General features: G+C 64.7%; 14 protein-coding genes. 8 read left to right on the top strand and 6 right to left on the bottom strand.

Annotated elements, in window-relative coordinates:
- Position 1 precedes the first annotated feature (1 nt).
- From ACCD07_RS08815 to ACCD07_RS08800, 4 genes are all read left to right on the top strand, one after another.
- Positions 2 to 202, top strand: coding sequence for a YjfB family protein (locus ACCD07_RS08815; protein ID WP_176655006.1), 201 nt, complete (start codon positions 2 to 4; stop codon positions 200 to 202).
- 266 nt (positions 203 to 468) lie between these two features.
- Positions 469 to 726, top strand: a complete 258-nt coding sequence (locus ACCD07_RS08810) for a DUF2282 domain-containing protein (protein WP_176655007.1) — start codon at positions 469 to 471, stop codon at positions 724 to 726.
- Positions 727 to 748: 22 nt separating this feature from the next.
- Positions 749 to 2410 (top strand): DUF692 family multinuclear iron-containing protein, encoded by a 1662-nt coding sequence (locus ACCD07_RS08805; protein WP_413447111.1) that lies wholly within the window; start codon positions 749 to 751, stop codon positions 2408 to 2410.
- A 30-nt stretch (positions 2411 to 2440) separates the two neighbouring features.
- Positions 2441 to 2899: a DoxX family protein gene (locus ACCD07_RS08800; protein ID WP_176655009.1), complete on the top strand. Its 459-nt coding sequence runs from the start codon at positions 2441 to 2443 to the stop codon at positions 2897 to 2899.
- On the opposite strand, the gene ACCD07_RS08795 is transcribed toward ACCD07_RS08800, so the two are convergent.
- Together ACCD07_RS08795 and ACCD07_RS08790 are read right to left on the bottom strand one after the other, a co-directional pair.
- A complete protein-coding gene (locus ACCD07_RS08795) occupies positions 2900 to 3190 on the bottom strand; it encodes a hypothetical protein (protein ID WP_413447110.1) in 291 nt (96 codons plus the stop codon). It lies immediately after the preceding gene.
- 152 nt (positions 3191 to 3342) lie between these two features.
- Entirely contained in the window at positions 3343 to 3561 is a 219-nt protein-coding gene (locus tag ACCD07_RS08790; protein ID WP_176655011.1) for an RNA-binding S4 domain-containing protein, read from the bottom strand.
- 320 nt (positions 3562 to 3881) lie between these two features.
- Here ACCD07_RS08790 and ACCD07_RS08785 point away from each other — a divergent pair, with 320 nt between their 5' ends.
- Positions 3882 to 4670, top strand: a complete 789-nt coding sequence (locus ACCD07_RS08785; RefSeq protein ID WP_413447109.1) for a hypothetical protein — start codon at positions 3882 to 3884, stop codon at positions 4668 to 4670.
- Between the two features lie 8 nt (positions 4671 to 4678).
- Here ACCD07_RS08785 and fumC read toward each other — a convergent pair whose 3' ends face one another.
- Entirely contained in the window at positions 4679 to 6076 is a 1398-nt protein-coding gene (gene fumC / locus ACCD07_RS08780; protein ID WP_176655013.1) for a class II fumarate hydratase, read from the bottom strand.
- A gap of 156 nt (positions 6077 to 6232) precedes the next feature.
- Between fumC and ACCD07_RS08775 the strand changes: the two genes are divergently transcribed.
- The gene (locus tag ACCD07_RS08775) at positions 6233 to 7606 is read left to right on the top strand and encodes a hypothetical protein (RefSeq protein ID WP_413447108.1); all 1374 of its coding nucleotides are present in this window, start codon (positions 6233 to 6235) and stop codon (positions 7604 to 7606) included.
- A gap of 91 nt (positions 7607 to 7697) precedes the next feature.
- On the top strand, positions 7698 to 8924 hold the full coding sequence (locus tag ACCD07_RS08770) for an aminotransferase class I/II-fold pyridoxal phosphate-dependent enzyme (protein WP_176655015.1): 1227 nt from the start codon (positions 7698 to 7700) through the stop codon (positions 8922 to 8924).
- A gap of 61 nt (positions 8925 to 8985) precedes the next feature.
- Here the strand turns inward: ACCD07_RS08770 and ACCD07_RS08765 are convergent, their stop codons facing one another.
- Both ACCD07_RS08765 and ACCD07_RS08760 read right to left on the bottom strand, forming a co-directional pair.
- Positions 8986 to 9258: a flagellar protein FliT gene (locus tag ACCD07_RS08765; RefSeq protein WP_176655016.1), complete on the bottom strand. Its 273-nt coding sequence runs from the start codon at positions 9256 to 9258 to the stop codon at positions 8986 to 8988.
- A 170-nt stretch (positions 9259 to 9428) separates the two neighbouring features.
- Positions 9429 to 10256 carry an HDOD domain-containing protein gene (locus tag ACCD07_RS08760; RefSeq protein WP_176655017.1) on the bottom strand — a complete coding sequence of 276 codons (828 nt, stop codon included), beginning with the start codon at positions 10254 to 10256 and terminating at the stop codon, positions 9429 to 9431.
- Positions 10257 to 10395: 139 nt separating this feature from the next.
- Here ACCD07_RS08760 and ACCD07_RS08755 point away from each other — a divergent pair, with 139 nt between their 5' ends.
- Positions 10396 to 12402: a M13 family metallopeptidase gene (locus ACCD07_RS08755; RefSeq protein WP_413447107.1), complete on the top strand. Its 2007-nt coding sequence runs from the start codon at positions 10396 to 10398 to the stop codon at positions 12400 to 12402.
- A 13-nt stretch (positions 12403 to 12415) separates the two neighbouring features.
- Here the strand turns inward: ACCD07_RS08755 and ACCD07_RS08750 are convergent, their stop codons facing one another.
- A complete protein-coding gene (locus ACCD07_RS08750; RefSeq protein WP_413447106.1) occupies positions 12416 to 12625 on the bottom strand; it encodes a hypothetical protein in 210 nt (69 codons plus the stop codon).
- Positions 12626 to 12661: the final 36 nt, after the last annotated feature.

The following is a 12661-nucleotide window of genomic DNA, read 5'->3' as shown; positions in this document are numbered from 1 at the left end:
CATGGACGTTTCAGGTATTGCTCAAGCCGCAACGACTATTGCAGACACTGGTACCAAACAGGCTGTCGGCGTTGCCGTGTTGAAGAAAGCCCAGGACATCCAGGCATCCAGTGCTGCGGCCCTGATCGAGGCGATTCCTCCGGTGCCATCGGCGCCGAATCTGCCTTCGCATCTCGGCAACACCATCAATACGACCGCCTGAGCGGCAACTCACCGCGTTCCATCCCGGCGCGCGGTGCGCTGGCGTATTCCTGCGCCGCGCTTTCTCCCCGTTTTGAATCCAGTCAACAGTTTGATGCGTACAAGCGTTATTGCTGGTACGCTGCGTCTGTTTTCGGGTTGAGATTCCCTTTTTTGAAAAAAAACCTAAAAAATCCTGTAAGGCTGGACCATCGCCTGCCGACTATCGTACAGTTGCAGACGATTACGTTGCACATTCAACCTTTTCTTCCACTTAGGAGACTTACCATGAACAAACGTCAAGCCCTGATCGCCGCCGCCCTGGTTACCGTATGCGCCGCAAGCGCCGGCTCCGCCGCCGCCGCCGATGACAAGGAAAAGTGCTACGGCATCGCCAAGGCTGGCCAGAACGATTGCGCCGCTGCGAATGGCGCGCATTCCTGCGCCGGCCAGTCGAAAACCGACAACGGCGCCGCCGAGTGGAAATATGTGGCCAAGGGCACCTGCGAAAAGGCCGGCGGCAAAACCACCGCGCCAGCCAAGTAATCCGTCAGCCTGTCGCGGAGCCATGACGTCGCCACGTCTACCGGAGCGGATGCCGGGTGTGGGCGTGGGGCTGCGGGCTCCGCATTATCGGCAGTTTATCGAGCAGCGGCCGCGCGCCGCCTGGCTCGAAGTTCATACAGAAAACTATCTCGATCAAGCCGGCTGGGACTGGCATGTGCTGCAGCAATTGCGGCGCGATTATCCGATCAGCCTGCATGGCGTCGGCCTGGGACTGGGCTCGGCGCGCGGCTTCTCCGAACAGCATCTGCAACGGGTGCGCGACCTGGTGCGGCGCGTGGAGCCGGTGCTGGTATCCGAACACTTATGCTGGGGCGCCGTCGGCGACCGCCAGCTCAATGATTTGTTGCCGCTGACCCTGGACCGCGCCGCGCTGGACTTGCTGAGCGCCCGCGTCGGCCGGGTCCAGGACACGCTGCAGCGCCAGCTGCTGCTGGAAAACGTGTCGACCTATGTGCGCTTCCACCAGGACTCGATGAGCGAGGCCGAGTTCATGGTGGCGCTGGCGGCGCGCACCGGCTGTGGCCTGCTGCTGGACATCAACAACCTGTACGTCAACCAATGCAACCACGGCGAGGATGCGCTGGCCGCGCTTGCCGCGATCCAACCCGGCATGGTGGGCGAGATGCATCTGGCCGGCCATCTGGTGACGCCGCAGGCGGTGATCGACCATCACGGCGACACGGTGGCGGAGCCGGTGTGGCGCCTGTACGAGGCGGCGCTGCAACGGTTTGGCGCGGTGCCGACCTTGATCGAATGGGATACCGATATACCGGCGCTGGAAGTGCTGCTGGGCGAGGCGGAAAAGGCGAGGGTGCTGCATCGGCGCCACGCCGCCGGCAACGGCATCGGCCCGGCGGCGGTGCCGGCGGTACCGGCGGATGCGGCGGTGGAGGAAGACGCCCCGGCGCTGGCGGCCAGCCAGCAGCTGTTTGCCGGCGCGCTGTTCGACGCCCGGCAGACGCCGCAGGTGCTGGCGCAGTTCAAGGGCGAACAGAACGAGCATCGCTTCGCGCTGTATCGCGGCAACTTGACCGCCACCTGGGACAAGACGCTGGCCGCCGTCTATCCGGTGATCCGGCAGTTGGTGGGCGAGGAATTCTTTGGCGGGCTGGCGCAGGCCTATGGCCGCGCACATCCGTCCGACAGCGGCGACCTGAACCGGTTCGGCGCGCACTTCGCCACCTTCCTGCGCCACTTCCCGCATGTGGCCGACTATCCCTACCTGCCCGACATGGCCACGCTGGAATGGGCGCTGCACCGCGCGCACTATGCGCCGTCGGCGGAAGCGGTGACGCCGCAGCAGATGGCGGCGTTGTCGCCGGAACAGATCGAAACGGCGCGGATGCAGCTGCACCCGGCGTGCACGCTGCTGGCGTCGGACTGGGCCACGATCGCGCTGTGGCAGGCGCACCAGCCGGACAGCGGCGTCGAGTTTCCCGCCGAGCTGGCGCTGCCTTGCCACGGGCTGGTCACGCGGCCGCAGTGGAAGACGCAGGTGCTGCCGCTCGACGCGGCCAGCCACGCGGCGTTGTCGGTGCTGGCGGCCGGCGGCGAGTTCGGCGCGGCGCTGGACGCGGCGTTCGAGCTTGACGAGGCCTATGACGTGGCGGGCAATCTGCGGCTGTGGATGGATTGCGCTTTGATTGTCAGGATAGCCGCATAACGGCGACTAACCAATTTTGAAAGCAGAATCATGAGAGCTATCCTCGGCATTCATCAACAACTGTCCCGCTACGACGCCGCGCTGACGGAGTGGGGCGGTTCACTGATCAGCCTGGCGCTGCGCTGGTATGTGGGCTGGCAATTCATCAAGGCCGGCATGGTCAAGGTCGGCGACTGGAGCGCCACGCTGGCGCTGTTCCACGACGAATACAAGGTGCCGCTGCTGCCGCCGGATGTGGCGGCGTATGCCGGAGCCACCGGCGAGCTGCTGCTGCCGCTGCTGCTGTTTGTCGGACTGGTGTCGCGCCCGGCGGCGCTGGCGCTGTTTTTCGTCAATGCGATGGCGGTGATTTCCTACCCGCAGCTGTTCAGCTTTGAATGCCCGGCCGCCATCAACGACCATTTCTACTGGGGCGCGCTGCTGCTGGTGCTGGTGGCGTTTGGTCCGGGGAAGGTGTCGCTGGATGCGTGGCTGGCGCGGCGTCGCTGATCAGGTCGGCTTGAAGGCGCGCAGGATTTTCGCCTCGCCGGTCAGGTCCCGGTGCAGGCGGTTGGCGGCGGTGGTCAGCTCGATCATACGGTCGAGCTGGATGTCTTCGAAGCGCGCCAGTTCTTCGGTGGCGGTCTGCAGCGCCTGCGCCAGCTTGGCGCGGGCGGTCTGGTACAACGAGCCGTTGTACTGGTCTGTATTCTTCAGCAACTCTTCGGCGTTTTCGATCACTTGCCGCAGGTCGTCCAGCAGACGCTCCTGGGTGGGCAAGTTGTGTTCAGGATCGTCCATGACGTTCCCCTGCTCATAAATAAACTGGTTGAAAAAGCCGCACGACAAGCTATCCCAATATAGCGACGGGCCGGTCCGCCGGTTTGCGCGCCGTCAAACGCGCCACCCCTTACCTTCAGCTTAGCTCGTTGTTGCTCAAATGCAAGATAAAATTACACGGCGTCGACGCTGATGCGGATGTCGCCGACGGTCACTTGCTGGCCGGCGCGGATCTTGGCGGTCTTGCGCAACTCCTGCTTGCCGTCGACCTTGACCGTGCCGCTGGCCACCATCATCTTGCCGGCGCCGCCGCTGTCGCACAGGCCGACCAGCTTCAATAACTGATTCAGCTCAACAAATTCACCGCTCAATTCAAAACTTACTTTCTGCATTTTATCCTCTGTTGCTATGATGTGAAATCGGCGCCGCTCCGCCTTTCCGGTAGTGTAGCGGCATTCCGACAGGCCCGCAGTTTACTCCCCGACGGCGCTCCGGTTGAGGTTGCCGTCGAGAAAAAAACAGGCTATGCTGAATTAACTGCTGAATATTTGTGCAGCACGGTTGTCCCTCAGCGAGTTGCATCATGAATAAGTCTTGTCGGTTTGTTGCCTGGATGTTGTTACCGCTCCCAGCAGTGGTGGGCGCAGCCGCATCGGACCCTTTCCCTTCTTCCAGCCTACCGCCCGCGTTTGAAAAACGGGCCAGTTCGTCCTTGCTGTTCGATACGGCCGACCGGCAGTCGGCGCTCAGCGAGCAGGTGCAGGCGCGCAATGACGGCCAGTCGCGCATCTTCAGCGGAGGCCCCCGGCTGCATTTCGGCGCCTTGCCGGACAATCTGGCGCTGCTCGATCCGCTGGGACCGATGCTCAACGAGCACAGCAGGCGCTTCCTCAGCAGTGCGGAATTTGAAAAGAAAATCGGCCGCGCGGTCGGCATCGTGACCATCGGCATCCTGCGCGAAAACGGCACCGCGCTGGGCACGCAGCAGACGCCCACGCTATCCTCGTATGTGCGCCCCACCACCACCTTCACGTCGGCATCGCTGGGCTATGCGCTGAGCGCGCGCAGCTCGCTGATGGCGATGGCGTCCTACGGCCGGACCGAGGGCATCGGCACGCCGGACAGCCTGATCGCGCAGGTGTCGTCGGTGCGGACGGTGGCGTTCAGCGTCGGCGTGGCCACGCGCGAGCTGTTCAACAACCACGACCGCTTCGCGGTGACGTTCTCGATCCCGGCCAAGGTGCGCAGCGGCACGCTGCAATTCAGCGGGCCGGCGCAGCAGGGCGGCGATGCGGGCGCCCCGGTCTACGGCGCGCCGACCTTGAACCTGCGGCCCACGGCCACCGAGCGCGACCTGGAATTCGGCTACACCACCATGTTCGGCAAGGATGGCCGGCTGGGCAAGGTGACCGGCGCCGTCATGTGGCGCGTCAATCCCGGCCACGACGCGAACGCCCGGCCGGACTGGCTGACCGGCGTGCGCTACTCCTACGGCTTCTAGCTTTCCACCTAGCCTTTGGCGCCCGGACGCGTCATGTCCAGCGGCACGATCCACTGCTCGAACTGCTCGGCGCTGACGTAGCCCAGCTCCAGCGCGGCCTGCTTCAGGGTGGTGCCTTCGTGCTGGGCCTTCTTGGCGATTTCCGCCGCCTTGTCGTAGCCGATGTGCGGCGCCAGCGCCGTCACCAGCATCAGCGAGCGTTCCATCAGTTCGGCGATGCGTGCCCGGTTCGGCTCGATGCCGTGCACGCAATGCTCGTCGAAACTGCGCATGCCGTCGGCCAGCAGCCGCGCGCTTTGCAGGAAGTTGTGCGCGATCATCGGCTTGTAGACGTTCAGCTCGAAGTTGCCCGAGGCGCCGCCCATGGTGATGGCGACGTCGTTGCCGAACACCTGGCAGCACAGCATGGTGACCGCTTCGCATTGGGTCGGGTTGACCTTGCCCGGCATGATGGAGCTGCCCGGCTCGTTCTCGGGAATGGTGATCTCGCCCAGGCCGGAGCGCGGGCCGGACGCCATCCAGCGCACGTCGTTGGCGATCTTCATCAGCGCGGCGGCCAAGGTCTTGAGCGCGCCGTGGGCCGACAGCAGCGCGTCATGGCCGGCCAGCGCGGCGAACTTGTTGTCGGCGCTGCGGAAGGGCAGCGCCAGGTTGTGCTCGAGTTCGGCGGCGATGCGGTGCGCGTATTCCGGGTGCGCGTTGAGGCCGGTGCCGACCGCCGTGCCGCCGGCCGCCAGCTGCAGCACGCCGGGCAGCGCGGTGCTGATGGCGCGCTCGGCAAAGTCCAGGTGGGCGACGTAGCCGGAGAATTCCTGGCCCAGGGTCAGCGGCGTGGCGTCCTGCAGGTGGGTGCGGCCGATCTTGACGATGTCGGCGAACGCTTCGGCCTTGGCGTGCAGGCTGTCGCGCAGCTGGCGCAGCGACGGCAGCACGTGGTTGGCCAGCGCCTGCGCGGCGGCGACATGGATGGCGGTGGGAAAGATGTCGTTCGAGGACTGGCCCTTGTTGACGTCGTCGTTCGGGTGCAGCATGCGGCGCTCGCCGCGCACGCCGCCCATCAGCTCGGAGCCGCGGTTGGCCAGCACTTCGTTCATGTTCATGTTGGACTGGGTGCCGGAGCCGGTCTGCCAGACCGCCAGCGGGAACTCGGTCGGGTGGCGGTTGGCCAGCACTTCGTCGGCGGCCTGGGTGATGGCGACCGCCTTCGGCCCTTCCAGCAGGCCCAATTCGAGGTTGACGTGGGCGGCGGCGCGCTTGACGCTGGCCAGCGCGTGGATCAGTTCCAGCGGCAGGCGCTCGCTGGAGATGCGGAAATGTTCCAGCGAGCGCTGGGTTTGCGCGCCCCACAGCTGCTCGTCGGGCACGGCTATCGGTCCAAAACTGTCACGTTCGCTTCGGGTACTCATGGTTTTTCCTTTGCGCTGGGGTGCAATGATGTGAGTTTGACAAGGACGATATAGTGTAGCGCAGTCTGCAAAAATTAACCGGGGGCTACAAAACGGGGAAAATCAGCCGTTATAGCTGATATACACTTTTAACATTCGCGTCACAGCGACTCCGACATGCAGCAGCGCACACCTTTTCTGACCTCGATCCTTGCCGGCGCGACAGCGCTGCTGCTGGCGGCTGCCCAGGCGCGGGCGGCCGAACTGGGCGATGTCACCGTGCGGTCCTTCATCGGCCAGCCGCTGGCGGCCGATATCGAGCTGGTGCAGCTGGCGCCGGACGAGGTGTCGGCCTTGCAGGTCAAGCTGGCGCAGCCGGATGTGTTTCGCGGCGCGAACATCACGATGAATCCGGCGCTGGGCTCGGTGCACATGTCGATCTACCGGCGCGACGGCAGGCAGTTCCTGCATGTGACCACCACCCGTAATATCGATGCGGAGTACGTCCATTTGTTCCTGGAGTTGAGCGCGGCCGGCCGGCAGGATGTGCGGGCGGCCACGGTATGGCTGCAGGTGGATCCGAATCCGGCGCCGCCGCCTCCGCCGGTGCAGGTGGCCTTGCCGGCGGCCAGGGTGGCGGAGCCGGTTGTTGCCGCGCCATCCGTGCCGGTGGCCGCTGTGCCGACCGTACCGGCTGCGCCGCAGCGGGCGCGGCCGGCGCCTTTGCCTTCCGCGCACGAGTCGGAGGTGGGCAAGCCGGGGGATTTGAAGGCCGCCGCCGGGCCGGCGCCTGCTTCGCGGCGGGTATCGCCGCCTGCGCCGGTTGCCAAACCGGCCGTCAGCGCGGAACCGGCGCGTGCGGAGGGCATGGTGCCGTTGACGGTGGCGCAGGCTTTGTTGCCGTTGCCGCCTTTGCCGTTGCCGAAGGGCGTCAAGCGGCCGGCGGATCCGGCGGCGTGCGCGCCGTCGGGCATGACGGCGAAGGAGTGCGTGGCGCTGGACGGGCACAGCGCGGCGTTGTCCAGCAAGCTGGTGGAGCTGGAGGGCAAGGTGAAGATGCTGCAGGGCGCGCTGGGGGCGGCCACGTCGCCGGCGCGGAAGGCCGTGGCGGCGCCGGCATCGCCAGCTGCGGCCTCGGCTTCGGCCTCGCAGACGCCGGCGCCGGTGGCGCGAGCCGCCTCGGCGAAGGCGGCATCGGCCGCGACAGCTGCTTCGGCTGCTTCGGCTGCTTCGGTGGCGTCAGGCGGTGCGTCGGCCGAGGCGGCTGCTTCGGTCAAGAAGGTGCGCGTGTTGCCCAAGCTGAAATACAAGAAGGAAAAGGACAAGCCGGCGGAAAGCGGCTTCGGCACCACGACGATGATCGCCGCCGGCGCCGGCCTGCTGTTGTTGCTGGGGGCGGGCGGCTATGTGTTGCTGCGCAAAAAACGGGGCAGCGGGCCGTTGAAAATCTGGCAAGGATTCCGCAAGAAGAAGCCTGCCGGCGAGGGCGGCGCGCCGCAGGAAGCCCAGCCGCTGCACGAAGTGACGCCGGAATCCATGTTGCAACCGTAATAAGCATATAGCTGCAAGCTCTTATTCAGGCTCGACGATCTGGGTTATAGTATTCGACGTCCCCCCGTCTACCCACTATTGAAAGAGTCTTATGACCGCAGCAGATCTGCCATCTCAGCATCAAGAGCAATACCAAGCTTTCAAACAACTCGGCCTGAAACTGGACATGTCCCGCGGCAAGCCAGCGCCCGAGCAACTGGATTTGTCCCATGCCCTGATGGATGCGCTGGACGGCTACAAGGCCGCCGACGGTACCGATGGCCGCAACTACGGCGGCACCATCGGCCTGGCGGAAGCGCGCGAACTGTTCGGCAAGCTGCTGGACGTGCCGGCCGCGCAGGTGGTGGTCGACAGCAGCGCCAGCCTGTCGCTGATGCATGACGTCATCATCTACAGCCTGCTCAACGGCACGCCCGGCCATGCGCCGTGGGTGCGCGAGCCGGTGACCTTCCTGTGCCCGGTGCCGGGCTACGACCGCCACTTCGCCATCTGCGAGGCGCGCGGCATCAAGATGATCAATATCCCGATGAGCGAAGCCGGTCCGGACATGGACCTGGTCGAGAAACTGGTGGCCGAGGATGCCAGCATCAAGGGCATGTGGATCGTGCCGAAGTACAGCAATCCGGGCGGCGTGGTGTATTCGGACGAAGTGGTCGCGCGCCTGGCGGCGATGAAGACCGCGGCGCCGGACTTCCGCCTGATGTGGGACGACGCCTACCGCTTCCATCACCTGGGCGAGCAGAAGCTGGCCGTGGCCAACATCCTGGACGCTTGCGCCAAGGCCGGCAATCCGGACCGCGCGATCGTGTTCGCGTCGTCGTCGAAGGTGACCTGGGCCGGTTCGGGCATTGCCGCGCTGGCGGCGTCGCCGGCCAATATCGCCTGGTGGACCAAGCACGCGGGCATCCGCAGCATCGGCCCGGACAAGATCAACCAGCTGCGCCACGTGCGCCTGTTGAAGGATGTGGCGACGGTCGAGGCGTTGATGGAACAGCACCGTTTGCTGCTGAAGCCGAAGTTCGACGCGGTGCTGGCGCAGTTCGAGCACTACCTGGGCGACGTGCCGGGCGTGTCGTGGACCCGTCCGCAGGGCGGCTACTTCATCGACCTGGTGACGCCGGAAGGTTCGGCCAAGCGCACCGTGGCGCTGGCCAAGGAGGCGGGCATCACGCTGACGCCGGCCGGCGCGGCTTTCCCTTATGGCAACGATCCGAAGGACAGCCATATCCGCATCGCGCCGAGCTTCCCGTCGCTGGACGAGATCACCAAGGCGGCGCAGGGCATCGCGCTGTCGCTGCGGGTGGCGCTGGCCGGCTGATTGCTGTCGTACGGACGTAAAAAAAGCGCCTTGAAGGCGCTTTTTTTACGTTCGGAGCATTTTATTGCATGCCCGGCACTTTGTTCATCCATGGATCGGTCACGTCGCGGATTTCGCGGTCGTTGGCCAGGATTTGTTTCAGCAGGTCGATCTTGCGCAGGCGCGGGGCGCCGCTCAGGGCCGGCACGCCGGTGGCGACTGCGCGGCTTTCGCTGGCGCACTGGCCTTCCAGGTCGCTCAGGCCGTCCCAGTCGCCGATGCGCGCGGCGGCGACCATCTGGTTGCTCAAACCGGCAATGTTTTCGTACATCGAGAGGACTTCGCTGGCGGTCATGTTCGCACCTTGGGCTCGTTTAAGCGGTAAGACGGATTACCGCATGTCCAGATTAACGTCGCCTTAAACCGGAACTTTAGGGTCTTTTTTAAATATTTTTGAAAAAGGTGAAAAAAAAGCCGCCGGGTCTGAAAACCGGCGGCTTTTGCTTGTGTATTGCTTAATCTGGCTTATTTGACCAGCTCTTCCAGGCCGGCGCTCAGTTCGTCCGGCGACGGCATCTCGTCGGTCAGCGCGTCGTCGTCCAGGCCCAGTTCCTCGGCCAGGTCGGCCGGGTAGCAGGCGGCGATTTCATCGTCGCTCAGTCCGGCCTGCTCGACGCGGGCGCGCCAGGCGGCCAGCGAAACCACGGCGGCCAGGCGGTTCAGCTCGCCGTTGTGGTGCGGCTCGGGGAAGGCCAGGATGGTTTCCGAGAAGGTTTGCGGGAACTTCCAGCGCTTGGCCAGTTCCGCGCCGACGTCGGCGAAGGTGTAGCCGAACGAGGCTTGCTCGGCGTCCAGGCGGCGCGAGTCCATCGGGCCGGCCACCTTGTCGAGCGCCATCGCCTGCTCGGCCATGGCCGAGTGGATCACCAGCTGGCCGATGGCGTGCATCATGCCGATGGTGAAGGCGAGGTCGGTGTTTTCCTTGGTTTTCTTGGCGATCCATTTGGCGCACACCGCGGTGTGCAGGCTGTAGCGCCAGAATTGCTTGAGGTCGAGGCCGGGCACGGTCTTGAAGCCGCTGACCAGGCCGGAGCTGATGACCAGGGTGCGCACGGTGACGAAGCCCAGCATCAGCACCGCGTCTTCGACCGTGCCGATGCTGCGCGACACGTGGTAGTAGGCGGAGTTGGCCAGGCGCAGCAGCTTGGCGCTGAGCACCGGATCGGTGGATAATTTTTTCGCGATCTCTTCGGTCGAGACGCTGGCTTTGTCGAAACTGCTGATCAGTTCTTCGACGACCTTGGGCGCCGTGGGCAACGCAGTGGGATTCTGGAACAGGGCTTCAAGCTTCATAATTATCTCCGTGGTGATTAGCGCGTTGCTATAGGCTAACTATATAGCGATTCCCCGGACGAATGAAAGAATTTTGCTATGGCGGCGTCTCTTTTATGTCGTGATATATTCGCTGGAATTGACAATCCCGGGACAAATCATGCACCTCTCCGCTTCAGCGCGCCGCCTTGCCATCAGTATAGTTTTAGTAGCCGCCTTGCCGGCCGCATGGGCCGCACCGGCCGCGGTCCTGCCGGGCGACGATTTTTTTGATTACGTCAACGGCGAGTGGCTCAACAGCGTGGAGATCCCGGCCGACCGCAGCAGCTGGGGCGTGGGCGCGGCGCTGGTCGAGGACACCAATCTGCGCATCGTCAAGTTGATCGAGGGACTGGCGGCCGCCCCGTCGTCGGCCGAGGCGAAGAAAATCGCCGACTACTACGCCAGCTTCATGGACGAGGCGGGCATCGAGGCCAAGGGGCTGGCGCCGCTGCAGCCGGCGCTGGCGCAGATCGCCGCCATCGGCGACAAGCGGGCGCTGACCAAGGCGCTGGGCGCCAGCCTGCAGGCCGACGTCGATCCGCTCAACGCCACCAATTTCTTCACCGAAAACCTGTTCGGCCTGTGGATCGCGCAAGGCCTGAAGGACAGCGCGCATTACACGCCGTATCTGCTGCAGGGCGGACTGGGCATGCCGGACCGGGCCTATTATCTGGACGACACGCCGTCGATGAAGGAGCTGCGCGGCAAGTACCTGGCGCACATCGCCGCCACCTTCAGGCTGGCCGGCATCGCCGATGCCGAGGCGCGCGCGGCGCGCGTGTTCGAGCTTGAAACCAAGATCGCCGCCACCCATGCCAACCGCGAGGATTCGGCCGACGTGCTGAAGGCGAACAACAACTGGAGCGCCGCCGATTTCGCGCGCAAGGCCCCGGGCATGGACTGGGCCGCGTTCTTCGCAAGCGCCGGGTTGGGCGGGCAGAAGAAGTTCATCGTCTGGCATCCGACCGCGATCGCCGGCGCGGCCAGGCTGGTCAACTCGGTGCCGCTGGAAACGTGGAAGGATTTCCTGACCTTCCACAGCATCAACCAGGTCAGCGCCGCGTTGCCGAAGGCGCTGGTCGACCAGCATTTCGATTTCTACGGCCGCGCGCTGAACGGCACGCCGCAGCAATCGCTGCGCTGGAAACGCAGCCTGGCCGCAGTCAACGCGGCGATGCCCGATGCGCTGGGCAAGATTTATGTGGCCAAGTATTTCCCGCCCGAGTCCAAGCAGCGCCTGCAGCAGATGGTCAGCAATATCGTCGACGCCTTCCATCTGCGCATCGACAAGCTGGACTGGATGGCGCCGGCCACCAAGAAGGAGGCGCACGCCAAGCTGAAGACCTTGTATGTGGGCATAGGCTATCCAGAGAAGTGGGCCAGCTATGAGCAGTTGCAGGTGGTGCCGGACGACGCGCTGGGCAACCTGCTGCGCGCCGAACGCCTGCACACGCAGCAGCAACTGGCCAAGCTGCACCAGCCGGTGGACCGCGCCGAGTGGTGCATGCCGGCGCAGCTGGTCAACGCGGTCAACATGCCGATGCAGAACGCGATCAATTTCCCGGCCGCGATCCTGCAGCCGCCGTACTTCGATCCGAGTGCCGGCGACGCCGTCAACTATGGCGGCATCGGCGCGACCATCGGCCACGAGATCAGCCACAGCTTCGACGACCAGGGCGCGCAATTCGATTCCAAGGGGCGCCTGCGCGACTGGTGGACGGCTGCCGACGGCAAGCATTTCAAGCAGGCGTCGGCGGCGCTGGCGGCGCAGTATTCGGCGTACAAGCCGTTCCCGGACCTGGCCATCAACGGCCAGCAGACGTTGAGCGAGAACCTGGCGGATCTGGCCGGGCTGTCGGCGTCGTACGACGCTTACCATGCGACGCTGGCCAACAAGCGCGTGACGCCGGAGGCGGACCAGCAATTCTTCATCGGCTATGCGGCGAGCTGGCGCGAGAAGGAGCGCGACGAGGCGCTGCGCCGCGCCATCCTGACCGACGGCCACGCGCCGGACAAATGGCGCACCGCCACCGTGCGCAATCTTGATGCGTGGTACAACGCCTTCAACGTGCAGCCGGGGCAGACGCTGTATCTGGCGCCGAAGGACCGGGTGCGGGTCTGGTAAAGCGCGGCGACGGTCAGTGATCGTCGCAGAGTTCGTCGTATTCGCGGCGGTGCTTAGGCAGGCGGCGTTCCATTAATGTTTTCGATTGATGGTCGACGTGTTCGATCAATAGCAGGGCGGCGTGCAACGCGTCGCCCATGGTTTTGCTTGCGGTGGTCAGCGCTTGCCGCTGCGACGCAGAAAATCTTTCAGTCGGGCACAGGCAGCGGGTGGTGGCAAACAAGCCTCTCGTGCATTCATGCTCTTTCTCCTTGCTCTT

The sequence above is a fragment of the Duganella sp. Dugasp56 genome (genome assembly GCF_047304105.1).
Classification (GTDB): Bacteria; Pseudomonadota; Gammaproteobacteria; order Burkholderiales; family Burkholderiaceae_D; genus Rugamonas; species Rugamonas hordei.
This window is presented reverse-complemented; position numbering and strand designations above follow the sequence as displayed.